A 19,235-nucleotide genomic window follows, 5' to 3' on the forward strand; every position below is an offset into this window, starting at 1 on the left:
CTTAGCGACCGCCCATAATCGCGATGTAATCCTGCGTCCAGCGGCTGTAGGGGACGAATTTCCCGCCTTCGGCAACCGGCGTTTTCCAGAACGCAATTTTGGCGAATTCGTTGTAACCATTGGTTTCGCAGCCTTTATCCCCGAGCAGCGCGCTGGCTTTGCAACCCGCAGGTACGACCGGCAGCGAACCAAACCAGGCGGCGACATCCCCCTGCACTTTCGGGGTGAGCGACCAGTTCATCCATTTATAAGCGCAAACCGGATGTTTAGCATCGCTGTGCAGCATAGTGGTATCCGCCCAGCCGGTGACGCCCTCTTTCGGAAAAACGGTGGCGATCGGCTGGCCTTCCGCTTTCAGACCGTTCGCCTGATAGGGCCAGGCGCTGGAGGCCACCACGCCTTCGTTTTTAAAATCGCTCATCTGCACGGTGGTATCGTGCCAGTAGCGGTGGATCAGCGGGTGCTGTTCGCGCAGGACTTTCAGCACCGCCTGATACTGCGCTTCGGTAAGTTGATAGGGATCATTAATACCCAGCTGCGGCTGAGTGGCTTTAACGAATAGCGCGGCGTCGGCAATATAGATCGGCCCATCATAAGCCTGTACGCGGCCCTGATTGGTTTTGCCGTCCGGCAGATTTTGTTTTACGAACACCACGCTCCAGCTATCCGGCGGCGTCGGGAAGGTTCTGCTGTTGTACATCAGCAGGTTTGGCCCCCACTGGTACGGAGTGCCGTAGACCTGTCCGCCGACGTTAAACCACGCGCCTTTTTCCACGCGTGGGTCGAGGGAGTGCCAGTTAGCAATCAGCGCAGTGTTAATCGGCTGCACGCGCTTACCCATAATCAGGCGCAGCGAAGCGTCGCCGGAGGCGGTGACCAGGTCATAGCCTCCTTTTGCCATCAGGCTGACCATCTCATCGGACGTGGCGGCGGTTTTGACATTAACCTGACAGCCGGACTCTTTTTCAAACTGGCTCACCCAGTCGTAGCTTTTATCGGTTTGTCCCCGCTCGATATATCCCGGCCAGGCAATAATATCGAGACGACCTTCGCCTTTATCGAGAGAAGTCGGCGGCTCGGCGGCCTGCGCCGTCAGGAAAACCATCCCCAGCACGCAAAGGCTGCCACGGGCAATTTTTTTGCTCATCGGGTCATACTCCTGTCACAAGAAAATGAGCGGCAGCCGTGCCGTAAAAATATCTTCCTTCATAACAGTAGACGGCGCGCCTGGGGCCCCCGGGGAAATTTATTCAGGTTGTGACAAGGGGCGCATTACGCAAAAAACGGCATACACGGAATAACTTTATGGATTATAGACAAGGAGTTAGCGAGGCAATACGACTATGCGAATTTCCTATGGTTGGCATCAGTAAAATAATAACCCACCTGTTCGCCGGCTTATTTTTCGGCCCGGTATCACTGGCGGGAAATAAATAACGCTAAGCCAGCATTTCGCGAATCAGTTCGCCCAGGCGTTTAACCCCCAGCTCCTCTTTTTCGCCCCAGCCCCACGCGGTATTAAAGCGGAAGAATGAAGTCCAGCTGGCGGTGGTGGAAAACATTTTCCCCGGCGCAATGCTGATGTTATACGCCAGCGCACGGGCGCTCAGCTCCCCCGCATCGGCTCCGGCGGGAAGCTCAAGCCAGAGAAAATAACCGCTATCGCTATGATGAATTTTTACCTCTGCGGGAAGATGGCGCAGCAGGGCCTGCCAGGCCAGCTGTTTGCGCTCGGCAAGCTGGCGGCGTAAACGGCGCAGGTGGGCATCGTAGCGTTTAGTCGAAAGGTAATCGACCAGCGCCAGCTGCATTGGCGAACTGGTGGAGAGCGTACTCATCAGCTGTAGCTGCTGGATCCGTCGGGCGTGCTTGCCCGCCGCCACCCAGCCGATACGGAACCCGGGTACCAGACATTTGGAGAAGGAGCTGCAGTGCAGCGTCATATCGTCGCGATCCCAGTATTTTGCCGGCAGCGGTTTCTCACGACCAAAGTAGAGCTCGCTGTAAACATCATCTTCAATCAGCATCACGTTATAGCGCGCCAGCAGTGCCACCAGCCGCGCTTTTTTCTCCGCGCTGAGGGTAAAGCCGAGCGGGTTTTGCCCATTGGTCATCAGCCAGCAGGCTTTCACCGGATAGCTCTGTAGCGCCTGCTCCAGCGCGGCGAGATCGATCCCCTCTTTAACATCCGTGGCCACCGATAGCGCTTTCAGGCGCAATCTTTCAAGAGCCTGCAGCGCCCCGTAGAAGCAGGGATTTTCCACCACCACCCAATCGCCCGGTTCGGTGACGGCCTGCAGACTAAGGTTCAGCGCTTCCAGCGCGCCGGCGGTGATCACGATGTCGTCCGGCGAGATATTCATTCCCTGCAGCGCGTAGCGCCGGGCAATCGCATGGCGCAGTTCATCGTTCCCCGGCGGCAGGTTTTCAATCACGCTCATGGCGGTTGCGGTTTTGCTCACCTGCGCCAGCGAGCGGTTGAGCTGCGGTAAGGGGAATAGTCGCGGATCGGGAAAAGCCGAGGCGAAGGGCAACATAGAGGCCTGGCGGCTGGCCTGCAGCACTTCAAAGATATAAGTGTTGATATCAACCGCTTCATCACGCGTTACCTGGGCGGGCGGCGCGGGCTGCCGCGGTTTAGTGGGCTGCGGCGCGACATAATAGCCGGACTGCGGACGGGCGATGATGCGTCCCTGGCTCTCCAGTAGCTGATAGGCGTGGCTAACGGTCATAAAACTCATTCCGCTGCTTACCACCTGTTCGCGCAGCGAGGGCAACCTGTCGCCGGGTAACCACACCCCAAGCGCGATCTGTTCGGTAATCTGCTGCGCCAGCCGCTGGTACTTTTTCATCCGTCGATCCGTGTCGCTATTCGTAGGGTCAATTATATATCAGATGAGAAATAATGGCAGTTTATAAAAACTGTTATGGTGTGTAGTGAAATAATACCTTACCGGAGGCGTTGCTGGCGCATCTATCCGGGCTAGCGGACCGCAGACGGCTGGGAGCCCGTAGCCCGGCTAAGCGCAGCGCAGACCGGGAGAGCGCCATTCTGCGTTTTGCCAAAAGGTCATAACAGACCCCAACTGTTATAGGGAAAAACAGCGTTTCTGTTCCTGCAACCCGTTATCAACGAAGCCTAGAATTGCGCTGAGTCAATTTTGTTGCGGAGTTCTGCATGTTCGGTCTTGATGCATTCCACCTGGCGCGGATCCAGTTCGCTTTCACCGTGTCATTTCATATTATCTTCCCCGCCATCACCATCGGGTTAGCCAGCTACCTGGCGGTACTGGAAGGCTTATGGTTAAAAACCAAAAACCCGACCTGGCGCTCGCTGTACCACTTCTGGTCAAAAATCTTCGCCGTTAACTTCGGCATGGGGGTCGTCTCCGGCCTGGTGATGGCCTACCAGTTCGGTACCAACTGGAGCGGATTCTCGGAATTCGCCGGGAGCATTACCGGCCCGCTGCTGACCTATGAGGTTCTGACCGCCTTCTTCCTTGAGGCCGGATTCCTCGGCGTGATGCTGTTCGGCTGGAACCGTGTCGGACCTGGCCTGCACTTTTTCGCCACCTGTATGGTCGCGCTGGGGACGATTATCTCCACCTTCTGGATCCTTGCATCTAATAGCTGGATGCAAACGCCGCAGGGATTTGAGATCGTCAATGGTCAGGTGGTGCCGGTGGACTGGCTGGCGGTGATTTTTAACCCGTCTTTCCCTTACCGCCTGCTGCATATGTCGGTGGCGGCTTTCCTCAGCAGCGCGCTGTTCGTCGGCGCGTCGGCAGCCTGGCACCTGCTGCGAGGGAACAATACCCCCGCCGTCCGCGCGATGTTCTCCATGGCGCTGTGGATGACGCTGATTGTCGCCCCCATTCAGGCGCTGATTGGCGATATGCACGGGCTCAATACGTTGAAACACCAGCCGGCCAAAATCGCCGCCATTGAAGGGCACTGGGAGAACGCGCCCGGAGAGCCCACCCCGCTGCTGCTGTTCGGCTGGCCGGATATGCAACAGGAGCGTACCCGCTATGGCCTGGAGATCCCGGCCCTCGGCAGCCTGATTCTCACCCACAGCCTGGATAAGCAGGTGCCGGCGCTGAAGGAGTTCGCCCCGGAAGATCGCCCTGACTCCACCATCGTATTCTGGTCCTTCCGCCTGATGGCCGGGCTCGGCATGCTGATGATCCTGCTGGGCGCGCTGGCCTTGTGGCTACGCTATCGCGGCCGCCTCTATCACAGCAGGCCCTTTTTACGCTTTGCGCTATGGATGGGACCTTCGGGACTTATCGCGATTCTGGCGGGCTGGGTGACCACCGAAGTGGGCCGCCAGCCGTGGGTCGTCTATGGCGTTCAGCGCACCGCTGATGCCGTCTCCGCTCACGGCGACCTGCATATGTCGATCAGTCTGCTGACTTTTATCGTTGTCTACGGTTCGGTGTTCGGCGTCGGCTACAGCTATATGCTACGCCTGATTCGCAAAGGTCCGCAGACCGCGCAGCCGCCGGCCTCTGGTACGCCAGCGCGTCCACTCTCCGCCGCTACGGGCCATCAACAGCAGAAGGAGTTCCGCTAATGGGTATCGATTTATCGGTTATTTGGTTTGTTATCATTGTCTTCGCCACCCTGATGTATATCGTAATGGATGGCTTTGACCTGGGCATTGGCATTTTATTTACCACTACCCGGGACACGGCGGACCGCGACGTGATGGTAAACAGCGTCGCCCCGGTCTGGGACGGCAATGAAACCTGGCTGGTGCTTGGCGGCGCGGGGCTGTTTGGCGCATTTCCTCTGGCCTACGCGGTCATTATCGATGCGCTGGCGATCCCGCTCACCCTGATGTTGATCGGTCTTATTTTTCGCGGCGTTGCCTTTGAATTTCGCTTTAATGCGACGCCATCGCATCGTCCATTCTGGGATCGCGCTTTTATGGTCGGTTCCCTTCTGGCCACCTTCACCCAGGGCATGGTGGTCGGAGCGGTGATCAACGGTTTCCCGGTCAACGGCCGCAGCTTCAGCGGTGGGATGTTTGACTGGTTTACGCCGTTTACCCTGTTCTGCGGTCTGGGGCTATGCGTTGCCTACGCGCTGCTGGGCGCCAGCTGGCTGGTGATGAAAAGCGAAAATGCGCTCCACCGCAATATGCGCATGACCGCGCGCGGCTTGCTGTTGGCGCTGCTGGCGGTCATTGTCGCCATCAGCATCTGGACGCCGCTGGCGCAACCGGCCATCGCCCGGCGCTGGTTTAGCCTGCCTGACCTCTTCTTCCTGCTGCCGGTACCGCTGCTGGTGGCGGCGATCGGCGCCTGGCTCTGGCGAACGCTTCGCAACAGCGCCAGCCACCTGCTGCCTTTTACTCTCACGCTGGGGCTGATCTTCCTCGGCTTTAGCGGGCTGGGGATCAGTATCTGGCCGCATATTATTCCGCCGGACATTACCCTCTGGCAGGCCGCCGCGCCGCCGCAAAGCCAGGGCTTTATGCTGGTTGGCGCGCTGCTTATTCTGCCGGTTATCCTCGGCTACACCTTCTGGAGCTACTACGTTTTTCGCGGCAAAGTTCAACACGGCGAGGGGTATCACTGATGCAACGAGTATGGCTTAAGCGAGCGGTATGGATGATAGTGCTGTGGGGAGGCAGCGTGCTGGCGCTGGCGGCGGTGAGCATGGGGTTTCGGCTGCTGATGACGGCCGCCGGGCTGAAGGTTTGAGCCGCCCGTGACGTCATTTTAGTCGGCCCGACGGCTCCACCGTCGGGCTTTTTTTCGCCATCCGTCAGGGAGCGCTGACAAAGGCTTTTCCCATCTTTGATAAACGCGGAAATAAGCTCAACAAATCCCTGGCATAGTAGCCCCACTCACCGACAGAAGGGAAAAGATATGCTCAGAAGATACGTTTCAGCGCTACTGCTGGTGTGCGCCCTGTTTTCCGGCCACGTGCTGGCCCACCAGCACGGACACGATTTCTTCCCGGTACAGGGCCTCGAGCAGCAGCTACAGCACGAAGCCGATAGCGATGAGTTACGCAGCCAGAGCGAAGAAGCCGCGTCCGATCTGCGCGAACATCACCGCTGGCAAAATGCGCGAAAGCCGAAAATGCACTTCTATCCCTAAGACCTGTCAGTCATCAGGCGCCCTTGCGTTTCGGCAGGGTTTTTATAAGCTCATCCGGGCTGACGGACGCCACGATGCTGCCCGGTAGCGGCATTTTAAGGATATGATTTTTTATCTTACCGACGACGTGCATTTCGCAGGGGCGGCAGTCAAATTTCAGCGTCAACACTTCATCGCCGTGAATCAACTGCATCGGCGTGGCTTTCCAGCTTTTAATCGACCCTTTAGCCTGTTTCGGACACAGATTAAAAGCAAAGCGCAGGCAGTGCTTAGTGATCATGACCGGCACATCGCCCTTCTCCTGATGCGCTTCATAGGCGGCATCGATCAGCTGCACGCCGTAACGCTGGTAAAACTCGCGCGCCTTATGGTTGTAGACGTTCGCCAGAAACGACAGGTGCGTTTCCGGATAGACCGGCGGCGGGACGGAAACCGGCTTGCGGCAGCCGCGCACCACGGCTTTCAGCCGCGCGTCATCCAGCATATCTACGGTTTCCCGACGCAGCTGGTTCAACAGGCTGTTCGGCACGAATAGCGCACCCGGCAGGTTAATTTCCATGTTGCGCGAGTAGTAAAGGGTCTGGCCCAGCTTCGCCAGGCCGTCACGCAGATTCGTCAGCGCTTTCTCCGCCTGGGTCGCTTCGGCAAAATCGCCGTCCAGAGTATGGGTGACGCTGACGCCCTCCTCGCTGGTCATGGTTAAGACCAGCTGTTCCTGCCAACCGCTCAGTTCGATATCCACCGCGATGCGACGCTCGCTGGAGGTTTTTAGCAGCGCCTGCTGCCAGTTATGATCGAGGTTGCGGTTTAGCGGCTGATGCGGGCGCACTTTGTGTAAATCCGCGGGCATCTCGTTCGGCCATACGCGGTAGCGATTTTCGCCCGTTTTTTCAACCGTGTTGGCGCGAAAGCCGACAACCTCACGTTTGATCATCACGTTCAGGCCGTCGCCGTTGGTCAGGGCTTCGCTCACCTCAACGTCGAGAAAATCCTTGCCGACTTTCAGCACTTCACCCACCGGCAGGCCAATAAACTTCGGCGAATCAAACGCGCCGATATCGCCTTTGCGGGCGTTGACAAAATAGTCGGTGCTGCCGCGATGGAAGGTTTTATCCGTGGACGGGATGAAGAAGTGCTCCGTACGTCCCAACGACGAGCGGGCCAGATCGCCGCGATCTTCAATGATGGCGTCAAGCATCTGGCGATAATGCGCGGTAATATTCTTCACATAGCTCATGTCTTTGTAGCGTCCCTCAATCTTAAAGGAACGCACTCCGGCATCGATCAGCGCGGCCAGGTTGGCGGTCTGATCGTTGTCTTTCATCGACAGCAAATGCTTTTCATAGGCCACCACGCGGCCCTGGTCATCTTTCAGAGTATAGGGCAGACGGCAGGCCTGCGAGCAGTCGCCGCGGTTGGCGCTGCGCCCGGTCTGAGCATGGGAAATATTGCACTGACCGGAATAGGCCACGCACAGCGCTCCGTGGATAAAGAATTCGATGGTCGCGTCGGTATTATCGTAAATCGCTTTGATCTGCTGAAGATTCAGCTCGCGGGCGAGGACGATTTGGCTGAAGCCGACATCGGAAAGAAATTTCGCTTTCTCCACGCTGCGAATATCGCACTGGGTGCTGGCATGCAGCTCAATCGGCGGAATATCCAGCTCCAGCACGCCCATATCCTGGACAATCAGCGCGTCCACGCCGGTTTCGTACAGATCGGTTATCAGACGTTGCGCCGGTTCCAGTTCATCATCATGAAGAATGGTGTTCAGGGTCACGAACACCTTCGCGCCGTAGCGGTGGGCAAATGGCACCAGTCCGGCGATGTCGCTCAGGCTATTGCTGGCATTGTGACGCGCGCCGAAGCCCGGTCCGCCGATATAGACCGCATCCGCGCCGTGTAAAATCGCTTCACGGGCGATCCCGGCATCGCGGGCAGGACTCAATAGTTCAAGATGATGGTTTTGCAGGCGCATACGCTCGTCGTTATCCATTATAGGGGGTCGAAATGGCGGCTATTGTAGTCAGAACTGCGCGCAGACCAAAACATTTTCCACTGCCGCCGCAGGGGGAATTTTCACTTTTCAGCAAAGTATTGAAGGAAAAGATATTTCCCACAAAAAGCGCCTGAGGATACAGTCATCGCGTATTCCGGATTTTCCTCGTCACGTTGTGATTTGTTGTCTCAGTCATTTGCCTGGCCGCGAGTTTGCTCGCGGCTTTTTTATTGTGCTTTTGGGTAGTGGATCAGCGAATGGAAATGAGCGGTCTGCGCGCCGCTATTGCGGTAGGCGTGCGCTAAATCACCGGCGAACCGCCGCCCTTCCCCTGGCTGCAGCGACAGCCACTCGCCCTGCAGGCACAGATCCAGCACGCCGCTAATCACCACCACATGTTCGATAACCCCTTCCTCGTGCGGCGTAGACTCGCTTAGCGCGCCGGGCGCCAGGGTAATGGAGAAGTGATCGAAACGCAGCACCGGGTCCCAGGGAAAAACAGGCGTCACAACCATCGCCTGCTGCTGCGGGTCGAAGGCGGCTGGTTCAGCGCTATCATCGGCGATAATAAAGGCGGAAAACGGTACGTTCAGGCCGGTGGCAATTTTCCACAGCGTCGCCACGGTCGGACTGGATTCGTTACGTTCAATCTGGCCCAGCATGGCTTTCGATACGCCGGTTTCTTCCGCCAGGCGCGACAGGCTCCAGCCGCGCTGCTGGCGCAGCGTTTTTAGCGTCGCCGACAGATGTTGCGCAATATTCATTCAACCTCCCAATAATATCTGAAGGAATTATACGCATATTCACCTGATTCTACAGGGGGGTCACTTAGTATGCGTTTTCAGAACCATCCGCCATTCAGGATATGAGCGATTTCAAAAAGCGTTTTCTGACTTCTTTATAGCCGTTGTTCTGATAAAACTTATGCGCCTGTTCCCGTCGTTCGCTGCTGGAGAGTTCAATTTGGCGACAACCGCTGGCGGCCGCGATCCGTTCGGCTTCCACAAGTAATATTCGCCCCACACCCATACCCCGGCATGACTCATCAATCACCAGCGCCGAAATTAACCCCCAACGTCCTTTTTCATGCATCGGGTCAATCAGGTTCACTACAATCACCCCGGATAAACGTCCTTTTACCTGGGCAATCAACGCGTAGCGGTAGGGGTTTTGTTCCCGTAATAAGGATTGCAGGTTGTCTAAATCTATCGGATAGCCGAGCTGTTGAAAAAGCACGAGCAGGCCGGGAGCATCGGCCTCCTTAGCTGTTCTGGTCGTAACCATGATCGCTTGTTTCCTTGGTAATTGATTGACAGTGATATCTATTGCGTGCCGCTCAGTATTGTCAAGATCGGATGCCCTCGTTTGTTCTGTCTCCCTCTCACGAGCCATACCGTGGGACTACAACAAAGCCAGTTGTGCGCTATAGCGCACAATGCTACATTACAACGACCGTTATAACGCACAAGGTAATGTTTATGCGCTCTTTTACTCTGCCTTTTCCGACTCTGCTTGCCGGTTTTGTCGCGGTCTTAGTCGGCTACGCCAGTTCTGCCGCCATTATCTGGCAGGCAGCGGCGGCGGCAGGCGCCGATGCTTCGCAAATCGCCGGCTGGATGACCGCCTTAGGCCTGGGAATGGGCGTGAGTACCCTGGCGCTCACCTTATGGCGAAAGGTACCAATCCTGACGGCGTGGTCAACGCCCGGGGCGGCGCTGCTGGTTAGCGGCCTGCACGGCGTCACGCTGGCGCAGGCGATTGGCGTGTTTATCTTTGCTAACGGCTTAATCGTACTGTGCGGCGTAACCGGTCTGTTTGCCCGGCTGATGAAAATCATTCCCCATTCGCTGGCGGCGGCGATGCTGGCCGGTATTTTGCTGCGTTTTGGTATGCAGGCTTTCTCCAGCCTGCAGGGCAATCTGCTGCTATGCGGCAGCATGTTAGCCGCCTGGCTGATATGCAAAGTCTGCCTTCCCCGATTTGCCGTGGTGGCCGCCCTACTGGCGGGAAGCGCGGTGGCCGCCCTCAGCGGAGATGTGACAGGGTCACATATCAGCTGGCGCTTTGTCGCCCCCGCTTTTATCGCTCCTGAATTTACGCCCGCGCTGCTGCTTAGCGTCGGCGTACCCTTTTTCCTTGTTACCATGGCTTCGCAGAATGCCCCCGGCTTTGCTACCCTGCAGGCTTCGGGCTATCGGGTTCCGGCTTCATCGCTGATCGTGGCGACCGGCGGTCTGGCGCTACTGCTGTCGCCGTTTGGCGTCTACTCGATCTGTATCGCCGCGATTACGGCCGCGATTTGCCAAAGCCCGGAAGCCCATCCGGACCCGCTAAAGCGCTGGCTCGCGGCGGCGGCGGCGGGCGTTTTTTATCTGCTGGCGGGAATCTTCGGCGGCTCCATCACTTCGTTGATGGCGGCGCTGCCGGCGGCATGGATCCAGATGCTTGCCGGACTGGCGCTGCTGGGCACCATCGGCGGCAGCCTGTTTCAGGCGCTCAATCATGAGCGTGAACGCGATGCCGCGGTGGTGACTTTTCTGGTCACCGCCAGCGGCGTGGAGCTGGCCGGTATCGGCTCTGCTTTTTGGGGGCTGGTTCTCGGCGGCGTCAGCTACGTTTTACTGTCAGCGCTGCGCCGAGCGTAGCTGCGAGGGCGTCAGGCCGGTGGCGCTTTTTACCCGATTGCTAAAGTGGCTGGCGCTGCTAAAACCGCAGGCCATAGCAATATCGGTTAACGGCAGCAGACTGCGGGTAATGAGCGCCTGCGCTTTAACCATCCGGCGCTGCATCACGTACTGATGCGGCGCCATTTTCATTGACTGGCGGAACATCCGCGCAAAATGGTATTCGCTGAGCGCCGCTTCCTGCGCCAGATCGGCAAGGGTGAGCGGCCGGTCGAGGTTCTCCTCAATCCATGCCAGCAGATTACGCAAGACGTGCGGCGCCAGGCCGCCGGTCACCGTCGGCAAACGCCACTGAACGTTTGAATAATGCTGAATCAAGTGCGTGAGCAGCAGCGTGCTGGCGGAACTCAACGTAAGGTGGTTCGCCTGCTGCTGCCAGTCGTTGTCCAGCAGAAACTGGCGATAGACAGCGGTAATTTTGTCATCGCTGGAAAAGGTTTTTTCCTGCAGCGTGAACGAAGCCGGACTACGGTCCCAAATCTGCTCGCCTACCCGGCGGAGATGTTCATCGGTGCAGTAAAGGTGGACAAAAGAGAGGTCGCCGCGAATATCCCAGGTGCTCTCATCGCCTTTCGGCATCAGGCAGAAACGGTCGGGCCCGCCGCCGTTTTTCCAGCCATGTGGCGTCTTCTGGTAGCTTTCGTAGCCATCGGCAATATACAGGCTCAGAGTGTGGTGATCGCTTTGTACCGTTATGGTATCGAGATTGTTATACCACGCCGCCAGCTGAATCCCGGAGTTGAGCTTAACCGTCTCCCGCAGCACGGCATTTTTTTGACGCAATGTTTCGAAAGTCCCGTAAGCCATAGCCTTCACAGTTCAGTTTCCGCAGATCCCTAGTCTAAGAAGAGTCGCTGACGGATACCAGCTTTCGCCCGCCGCCAACGCAAAATAAGCGCAAGAATTTGCAAGTCAGCAACACGTGGATGACAGCGCGGAGCATGGCGAGGCTGCAAAATGACGGGTACAACACTCACAGGAGAGACATTTTGAACGCATTACTCTACGGGTTAGTCGTCGTTATCTGGGGTACGACATGGATTGCTATCTTTTTGCAGCAGGGGCCGGTCGCCGCGCCGGTGTCTATTTTCTGGCGTTTTGCCGTCGCCAGCATCACCATGCTGACCATTCTGCTGGTTACCCGCCGTCTTCGCCCGCTGGCCGCCCGGGACCATCTTTTCTGCCTGCTGCAGGGCTGCTGTGTCTTCTGCTTTAATTTCTGGTGTTTCTATACCGCCGCTGCGTATATCAATACCGGGCTGGAGTCGGTGATCTTCTCCATGGCGGTGCTGTTTAACGCGATTAACAGTTTTCTCTTTTTCCGCCAGCAGCCGCCGGGCCGTTTCTGGCTGGCCGCCGCGCTGGGACTGGCGGGGATCGTAACGCTCTTCTGGGATGATTTGTGGGCCAACGGCCTCAATGCATCGCTGCTGCTCGGTATTGCGCTCAGCGCATTAGGCACCTACGGATTTTCGCTCGGCAATATGCTCAGCCTTCGCCACCAGCGCCGCGGCCTGGAAACCTTGACCACCAACAGCTGGGCTATGCTTTACGGCACGCTGGTCATGGGCGCTATCGCCCTGGTACGCGGCGATAGTTTTGCCCCGCAGTGGACGCTAAGCTATATGGGCGCGCTGCTGTATCTGGCGGTGTTTGGCTCGGTGATCGCTTTCGGCGCCTATTTCACGCTAGTGGGGCGAATCGGCGCCAGCAAAGCCGCCTACAGTACCCTGTTGTTTCCGCTCGTCGCGCTGACGATTTCCACCTTTTATGAGGGCTACGTCTGGCATAGCAACGCCGTCGCCGGGTTAGCGCTGATTCTGCTCGGCAATCTGGTGATGTTTGCTCGCCCGGAGCAGTGGCTGCTGCGGCGCAGGCTGGCCTGAGTTCGCTCGGATCGCTGCTGATGCTCGCGCTGCCGTCGAGGAGAAATGAAAAAGGCGCTATCAACTACTAGCGCCTTTATTCACGGATACGCCTGATTAACGGTTATTAGGGTCGAATTTCACCGCGTCAATCGCCATATCATCGATCACCTGCTTCAGGGTCTCGACGGTGAGCGGCGTATTTTCGTTGGACAGGTTTTTACCTTCGCCCTTACGGACCACTTTGATAACCGGCTTTTTGGTCGCCGCGTCAATCAGCTCACCTTCAAAGAACAGGTTGGTGTCCATGGTACGGTGACCGGTTGCCGCCTGGGTACCGGCGATAATCATCGCCACCGGAATCACTTCGTAGAACTGCAGGCCTTCTTTGCTGGAATCCACGCCGGTGATGGCGCCGCGGAAGATCAGGCTGCGTTTCCCTGCGGTGGTAGCCAGCGGTTTACGCTCGGAAATAGCCTGTTTCATCTCTTTGTTGGTGTAATTCAGGATATCGCTGAGCGCCTTTTCGCCAACCTGGGTCGTCGGTTTAGGGACCGGATAATAGGTGATGGGGTTATAAACGATATTGTCATAGTTGTTCGGATTGTAATCCGCAGAAATCCAGCGCAGCTCCGGTTTACCGGAAGCGGAGGTGGTTTCTTTTAAACCTGAGTAATCTTTTAAAAAACCGGAATATTGTTCAGGTTTAGCCAGTTTTGATGAACAACCGGCCAGGGCTAACAGGCCAGCCAGCGCGGCGACCTTAAAAAATAACTGAGTACGCATATAGGTTGATCCCTGTGAATACCATCTATCGGCAAGTGTTATAGCAAAAGACAGGGGTAAGTTTTGTGGCAAAAGTGGTGGTACGTCAAGTAGCGTAAAAAAATAAACCCGCCGCTGCCGGCGGGCCGTTTTTTCGTATTTATTTTATATCAACCTGATAAAAAATATGCTTGCCGAAGGGGTCGATTTCGTAACCAGAAACGTTTTTACGTACCGGTTCAAAAATTGTCGAGTGGGCAATCATCACCGCCGGCATCTGGTCGTGCATCATCTGCTGCGCCTGCAGATAGAGCGTCTCGCGTTTTTGGCGATCGGTTATCGATTTCGCCTCGGCGATGAGGTTATCGAACGGCTGATAGCACCATTTCGCCGAGTTAGAGCCGCCGTTTGCCGACTGGCAGGTAAACAACGGGCCAAAGAAGTTATCCGGGTCGCCGGTCGCGGTGGTCCAGCCCATCAGCGCCGCCTGGTGTTCACCATCCTTAACCCGCTTTAAGTATTCACCCCACTCATAGGTTGTGATCTTAGTTTGCACGCCGATTTTCGCCCAGTCGGCCTGAATCATCTCGGCCATGCGTTTGGCGTTCGGATTATAAGGACGCTGCACCGGCATCGCCCACAGGTCGATGGTTATCGGCCCGGAAACGCCCGACTCCGCCAGCAGCGCTTGCGCTTTCTGCGGGTCATACTCGTAATCTTTAAGCTGGCTATCCGCGCTCCATACCCCCGGCGGCAGCAGGTTTTTCGCCGCCGTACCGGTGCCGTGGAAGACGGCTTCAATGATCGCCGGTTTATTGATCGCCATCGCTAAGGCCTGGCGCACCTTGACGTTGTCCAGCGGCGCTTTTTGCGTATTAAACGCCAGGAAACCGGTGTTGAGGCCCGCTTTGCTCATCAGATTGATCGCGTTGTTCTCTTTCATTCGCGGCAGGTCTGCCGGATTGGGGAACGGCATTACCTGGCACTCGTTTTTCTCCAGCTTGGCGTAACGCACCGAAGCGTCCGGCGTGATGCTGAAAATCAGGCGATCGATATGGGCTTTCCCCTGCCAGTATTCCGGGAAAGCGGTGAAGAGAATGCGGGAATCTTTTTGATACTGTGCGAGTTTGAACGGACCGGTGCCAATCGGGTCCATGTCCACGCGTTCTGGCGTGCCGGCTTTTAACATCGCATCGGCATATTCCGCCGATAAAATAGAGGCAAAATACCAGGCAAGATCGGCGACAAATGGCGCTTCAGGATGCGCTAATGTAAAACGCACCGTATATTCATCAGGCTTATCGATTGCGGTAATTAACTGACCAAACTCCAGGCTTTCAAAATTAGAATAATTGCCGTTGGAGACATTGTGATAAGGATGATGAGGATCTTTTTGCCGCATAAATGAAAAAATAACATCATCGGCATTAAAATCGCGGCTGGGTTTGAAATATTTATTACTTTGGAATTTAACGCCTTTACGTAAATGGAAAGTATAAACTTTGCCATCTTCGCTGACTTCCCAGCTTTCGGCCAGGCTCGGCACTAATTCCGTAGTACCGGCTTTAAAGTCAACCAGCCGGTTATAGACCGGTACCGCGCTGGCATCCACGCTGGTTCCCGAGGTATAGAGTTGAGGGTTAAAGTTTTCCGGCGATCCTTCTGAACAGTAGACCAGCGTTTTTGCGCTAATAGCTGAGCTGGCCGTCAGGGCCGCTACCGCCAGAGCAAGCGTCGTGAATCTGCGTTGCATATGTTTTCCTTTTTAATTTGTCAGCTAATGAATAGCTTGTTGTTTTCCCTTCCATACATAACACTAAAGCCTGATTGCAAACACCTGAAAACTCGAATAAAGAAGGAATCACTATGTCATCAGCCCTGGCCAGTCAATTAACCCAACGCTTCTTTCGCTATCTGGCGATAACCAGCCAAAGCGATCCGCGAGCGTCCACCCTACCCACCACCGCCGGGCAACACGCGATGGCGCAGGCCCTTGCGGATGAGCTACGCCAGCTTGGGCTGGATGACATTGTGATTGACGAACACGCCACCGTGACGGCGGTGAAAAAAGGCAATGTCCCAGACGCGCCGCGGATTGGCTTTATTACCCACATCGATACCGTTGACGTTGGTTTGTCACCGGAGATTCATCCACAAATTCTGCGCTTCACTGGTGAAGATCTCTGTTTGAACAGCGAGAAAGATATCTGGCTGCGCGTCGTCGAGCATCCGGAAATCCTCGCTTATCCCGATGAAGAGATTATTTTTAGCGACGGTACCAGCGTGCTCGGGGCGGATAACAAATCCGCCGTCACGGTGGTGATGACGGTGCTGGAAAACCTCACGGCGGAGCATCGCCACGGCGATATCGTGGTGGCCTTTGTGCCGGATGAAGAAGTGGGTCTGCGGGGAGCGAAAGCGTTGGACCTCTCGCGCTTTGCCGTCGATTTTGCGTGGACCATCGACTGCTGCGAGCTCGGCGAAATCGTCTATGAGAACTTTAACGCCGCCGCCGCGGAGATCCGTTTTACCGGCGTCACGGCCCATCCGATGTCATCAAAGGGCGTACTGGTGAACCCGCTGCTGATGGCCACCGATTACATGAGCCATTTCGATCGCCAGCAAACGCCGGAATATACGGCCGGACGCGAAGGCTACGTGTGGTTTAACGGCATCCAGGGCGATCAAAATAGCACCCTACTGCAGGCCAGCATCCGCGACTTCGATCTCGCCAGCTTTAATCGCCGCAAGCAGCAGATCGGCGAAGTGGCGCAAAAAATCGCCGCGCAGTATCCAACCGGTAAGGTGGAATTTCACGTCAGCGATACCTACAGCAACATCAGCAATGCGATTGGCGAAGATCGCCGCGCCATTGATCTGATGTTCGAAGCAATGGAAAGCTTAGGCATTACGCCGAAACCAACGCCGATGCGCGGCGGCACCGACGGCGCGGCCCTGTCGGCAAAAGGGGTGTTAACGCCAAACTTCTTCACCGGCGCGCATAACTTCCACTCGAAGTTTGAATTTCTGCCGCTGCGCGCCTTTGAAGCCTCTTATCAGACCGCGTTCCAGCTCTGCCTGTTAGCCGCGCGTTAGGCCGGTTTGCGCGCCAGCATGGTGGCGAAACGCAGTTTGATACGATTGCCGTTGGCGTCGGTGCGGTGAAGTTCACCGACGTCTTCGTTGTACTTGAGGAACGCCCAGCCCTGGTAGTAGTGGCTAAGCTCACCCGGTTTAAAGGCGAACGGGAAGCCAACGGTGCACGGATAATCGTCGGTATCCATAGCGGCAACGATCAGATTGTAGCCGCCGGGTTTGGTACAGCGTTGCATATTGGCGATGAGACCCGGGATGGTCTGCGCATCAAGAAACATCATCACCACGGTGGAAAGAATAAAGTCATACTCGCCGTCAAAGCTCAGGGCGTTAAGATCCTTAATCGCCGTCCGCAGATTCTCCAGCCCTTCCGCCTGACGAATGCTTTCAAGATTACCGATGCTGGCAGGGTTTTTGTCCCACGCGGTAACATCAAACCCGTTGGCTGCCAGATACAAGCTATTGCGACCGTTGCCGCAGCCCAGATCCAGCGCCCTGCCCGGGGCGATCAGCGTGGCGGCGTGCAGCACCTCCGAATGGGTGCGGGTCATGCCGTATTTATCGGTAAAGTAGTTTTCGTCACGAAGCGTCATGATTAATCCTTATTTTTTAATAATGCGTCGCGTTCAACGCGAATAAGCAGTTTACCGCGCACCAGCAGCAAGAAGGTACGAACCAGCAGCAGGCCGACGATCAGATTGGTAAACAGAAACAGCGGGAACGCCAGAGTATGGAAAAAGCCGCCCGGATGCTGATGACCGAGATGCAGCCCGGTCGTCGCCAGCGCGGAGATGCCAAATGAGAAGCTCCAGAAAGAGGCGTTAAACGGCTGGCGTAGATACCATGGCATCAGCCGCAGCATAAACAGCAGCTGGAGCAGACCATAGCCGAACAGCAGCTTAGCGAAGGTATCCGCCTCGCCGCCGTTTACGCTCAGCCAGGCGCTGCACGCCACCAGCGCCGGCGCCAGCTGAATGCCGAGAGAAGTCCGCATCGCCGTCGGCAGTTCGCCATCGCTGCGCAGGCGCTGCAGGATCACCGGCTCCAGGCTTAGCCAGGAGAAGATCCCGGCGCCAAGAAACACCAGTCCGGCGTCGTTAAAGCCCAACGCGCCGCAGGCCATGGCGCTGATAAAGTTATTCGCCACCGTCGGTAGATAGAGACCCGGCGTAGTTGCCTCGCTGGGATGTTTCCCCCGCCATAATCCGGCGCTCTGCCATGCCGAATAGCTCAGCTGCAGCACCACCCCAATCGCGAATAATACCAGCGACAGCGGCCGCAGCCAGGGAACAAAGCCGATGGCGACCAGCATGGTGGTCGCCGGAAACAGGCTGACAAAACTGCTGGCCACCGGATGTCGCATCTCCTGCAGTACGCTGTGCGGGAAACGGACCGCCCGGGTAATAAATGCCAGCGCCAGCAGCAGCCAGATGAGCGTAGCCGCGATCACCAGGGCGTCACCGACGACCCGGCTCACCGGCCAGATGGTGCTGGCGTAGCGCCAGGCGAAGCCCATGCCGATAATGCCCAGTACCATACCAAAATAGCCCGCCGGAAGATTCAACACCCGACTCGCGCGCTGCGTTTTATTCATTTTGTTTAAAATTTAAAATTATATTAAGTTGCATTTTAAAGGAACCTTCAAAAACGCGCTACGGAGTTTTTTGCTATGTTTATGTTAACCATACGTAATGAGATAGTCAGATGCGCAAATATTACCTCAGCGAGAAGGTTCGCCAGTTTCACTATGAGGCCGACGGCAACAAACATAGCGTAAATCTGCGGCAAATTGTCGCCTTACGTGATTTCGCTGACGTAAAAAGCGGTGATGAAGGCGGCTGGCTGGACGATGAAGCAGCCCTTAGCCACGAGGGCGCGTGCTGGGTTTATGATCCTAATAGCGCCGTATTTGCCGGGGCAAAAATTGAGGGCAATGCGCGCTTAACCGGCGAGTGCATTATCAGCCATGGGGCCATCGTCAACGGTAACGCTTGTCTGGATAGCGCCGCAGTGAGCCATAATGCGCAAATAGGTGACAACGTCACCGTTTCACACTCGCACATTCGCGGGTGCTGCCACCTGGCCGACCACGCGCGGATCCTCCCCCACTGTTTAATTATCGCCGCTCAAGGTCTGACTGCCGACAACGATAAAATCCTGCGCATTTATCAGCGGGCCACGGTCAGCGCATCGCGCGTCGTTCACCAGGCACAAATTTACGGCGATGCGTTTGTCGAACACGCTTTTGTCGAGCACCGGGCGGAAATTTTCGATCATGCGCGACTCGAAGGTAATGAAGAGAACGACGTCTGGATCTGCGATAACGCCCGCGTTTATGGCCATGCGAGGATTATCGCCGGGCGGGAAGCAGACGCTATCCCGACCCTGCGCTACAGTTCGCAGGTGGCGGAGCACGCTGTGGTCGAAGGCAACTGCCTGCTGAAGCATCGGGTGATGGTAGGCGGCCATGCGCACCTGCGGGGCGGGCCGATTCTGCTGGACGATAGTGTGTTAATTGAAGGCCATACGGTGATTTGCGGCGATGTGGTGATCGAGCATCAGGTCACTATCGGCGATGAAGCACGCATCGAAGCCAGCGCGGGAGACGCCATTTCTATCCGGGGCGCGAAGGTCATTAACGGCGACGAACATTATACCCGCACGCCCATTGTCGGCTTTCTTTAACCTTTGTGCCCGGCTGCGGGGTTTTCAG

18 protein-coding genes are annotated in these 19,235 nt (G+C 56.4%); 8 read left to right on the forward strand and 10 right to left on the reverse strand.

The window, feature by feature from the left end; all coding sequences use genetic code 11:
- Window position 1: 1 nt before the first annotated feature.
- The gene (gene ydcS, locus K2184_RS15585; RefSeq protein WP_163525580.1) at window positions 2–1,147 is read right to left on the reverse strand and encodes a putative ABC transporter substrate-binding protein YdcS; all 1,146 of its coding nucleotides are present in this window, start codon (window positions 1,145–1,147) and stop codon (window positions 2–4) included.
- 292 nt (window positions 1,148–1,439) lie between these two features.
- A complete protein-coding gene (locus K2184_RS15590) occupies window positions 1,440–2,852 on the reverse strand; it encodes a PLP-dependent aminotransferase family protein (RefSeq protein ID WP_004101808.1) in 1,413 nt (470 codons plus the stop codon).
- A gap of 326 nt (window positions 2,853–3,178) precedes the next feature.
- Here K2184_RS15590 and K2184_RS15595 point away from each other — a divergent pair, with 326 nt between their 5' ends.
- The 4 genes from K2184_RS15595 (at window position 3,179) to K2184_RS15610 (ending at window position 6,113) form a co-directional block, all read left to right on the forward strand.
- Window positions 3,179–4,576, forward strand: a complete 1,398-nt coding sequence (locus K2184_RS15595) for a cytochrome ubiquinol oxidase subunit I (protein WP_064344654.1) — start codon at window positions 3,179–3,181, stop codon at window positions 4,574–4,576.
- Entirely contained in the window at window positions 4,576–5,586 is a 1,011-nt protein-coding gene (cydB, locus tag K2184_RS15600; RefSeq protein WP_004101805.1) for a cytochrome d ubiquinol oxidase subunit II, read from the forward strand. The genes K2184_RS15595 and cydB overlap by 1 nt, the downstream gene beginning before the upstream one ends.
- Complete coding sequence (locus K2184_RS15605) at window positions 5,586–5,711, forward strand: DUF2474 domain-containing protein (RefSeq protein WP_004112746.1); 126 nt, start codon at window positions 5,586–5,588, stop codon at window positions 5,709–5,711. The genes cydB and K2184_RS15605 overlap by 1 nt, the downstream gene beginning before the upstream one ends.
- 168 nt (window positions 5,712–5,879) lie before the next feature.
- Window positions 5,880–6,113 carry a DUF2554 family protein gene (locus K2184_RS15610; protein WP_004101803.1) on the forward strand — a complete coding sequence of 78 codons (234 nt, stop codon included), beginning with the start codon at window positions 5,880–5,882 and terminating at the stop codon, window positions 6,111–6,113.
- Between the two features lie 13 nt (window positions 6,114–6,126).
- On the opposite strand, the gene K2184_RS15615 is transcribed toward K2184_RS15610, so the two are convergent.
- The 3 genes from K2184_RS15615 to K2184_RS15625 form a co-directional block, all read right to left on the reverse strand.
- Entirely contained in the window at window positions 6,127–8,091 is a 1,965-nt protein-coding gene (locus K2184_RS15615; protein ID WP_016807856.1) for a peptidase U32 family protein, read from the reverse strand.
- Window positions 8,092–8,339: 248 nt separating this feature from the next.
- Window positions 8,340–8,876, reverse strand: coding sequence for a helix-turn-helix domain-containing protein (locus tag K2184_RS15620; protein WP_004101801.1), 537 nt, complete (start codon window positions 8,874–8,876; stop codon window positions 8,340–8,342).
- A gap of 94 nt (window positions 8,877–8,970) precedes the next feature.
- The gene (locus K2184_RS15625) at window positions 8,971–9,396 is read right to left on the reverse strand and encodes a GNAT family N-acetyltransferase (RefSeq protein WP_016807857.1); all 426 of its coding nucleotides are present in this window, start codon (window positions 9,394–9,396) and stop codon (window positions 8,971–8,973) included.
- Between the two features lie 71 nt (window positions 9,397–9,467).
- Here K2184_RS15625 and K2184_RS15630 point away from each other — a divergent pair, with 71 nt between their 5' ends.
- Window positions 9,468–10,757: a benzoate/H(+) symporter BenE family transporter gene (locus K2184_RS15630; RefSeq protein WP_263441856.1), complete on the forward strand. Its 1,290-nt coding sequence runs from the start codon at window positions 9,468–9,470 to the stop codon at window positions 10,755–10,757.
- Here the strand turns inward: K2184_RS15630 and K2184_RS15635 are convergent.
- Entirely contained in the window at window positions 10,737–11,603 is an 867-nt protein-coding gene (locus K2184_RS15635; protein ID WP_023329644.1) for an AraC family transcriptional regulator, read from the reverse strand. The genes K2184_RS15630 and K2184_RS15635 overlap by 21 nt on opposite strands.
- Window positions 11,604–11,785: 182 nt before the next feature.
- Here K2184_RS15635 and K2184_RS15640 point away from each other — a divergent pair, with 182 nt between their 5' ends.
- Entirely contained in the window at window positions 11,786–12,682 is an 897-nt protein-coding gene (locus K2184_RS15640; protein ID WP_004101793.1) for a DMT family transporter, read from the forward strand.
- A gap of 96 nt (window positions 12,683–12,778) precedes the next feature.
- On the opposite strand, the gene K2184_RS15645 is transcribed toward K2184_RS15640, so the two are convergent.
- Complete coding sequence (locus tag K2184_RS15645) at window positions 12,779–13,447, reverse strand: DUF3313 domain-containing protein (RefSeq protein WP_032728184.1); 669 nt, start codon at window positions 13,445–13,447, stop codon at window positions 12,779–12,781.
- Window positions 13,448–13,586: 139 nt separating this feature from the next.
- Window positions 13,587–15,179 carry an ABC transporter substrate-binding protein gene (locus K2184_RS15650; RefSeq protein ID WP_023320885.1) on the reverse strand — a complete coding sequence of 531 codons (1,593 nt, stop codon included), beginning with the start codon at window positions 15,177–15,179 and terminating at the stop codon, window positions 13,587–13,589.
- 113 nt (window positions 15,180–15,292) lie between these two features.
- Between K2184_RS15650 and pepT the strand changes: the two genes are divergently transcribed.
- Window positions 15,293–16,522 (forward strand): peptidase T, encoded by a 1,230-nt coding sequence (gene pepT, locus K2184_RS15655; RefSeq protein WP_017145962.1) that lies wholly within the window; start codon window positions 15,293–15,295, stop codon window positions 16,520–16,522.
- Here the strand turns inward: pepT and tehB are convergent.
- Both tehB and tehA read right to left on the reverse strand, forming a co-directional pair.
- Window positions 16,519–17,115, reverse strand: a complete 597-nt coding sequence (gene tehB / locus K2184_RS15660) for a tellurite resistance methyltransferase TehB (protein ID WP_004101785.1) — start codon at window positions 17,113–17,115, stop codon at window positions 16,519–16,521. The two genes, pepT and tehB, sit on opposite strands and share 4 nt — an antisense overlap.
- Before the next feature lie 2 nt (window positions 17,116–17,117).
- A complete protein-coding gene (gene tehA / locus K2184_RS15665; protein ID WP_017145963.1) occupies window positions 17,118–18,116 on the reverse strand; it encodes a dicarboxylate transporter/tellurite-resistance protein TehA in 999 nt (332 codons plus the stop codon).
- A 110-nt stretch (window positions 18,117–18,226) separates the two neighbouring features.
- Here tehA and ydcK point away from each other — a divergent pair, with 110 nt between their 5' ends.
- Entirely contained in the window at window positions 18,227–19,207 is a 981-nt protein-coding gene (ydcK, locus tag K2184_RS15670; protein WP_064370553.1) for a YdcK family protein, read from the forward strand.
- Window positions 19,208–19,235: the final 28 nt, after the last annotated feature.

Source organism: Klebsiella sp. K5-306 (genome assembly GCF_051835185.1).
Taxonomy (GTDB): Bacteria; Pseudomonadota; Gammaproteobacteria; order Enterobacterales; family Enterobacteriaceae; genus Klebsiella; species Klebsiella oxytoca.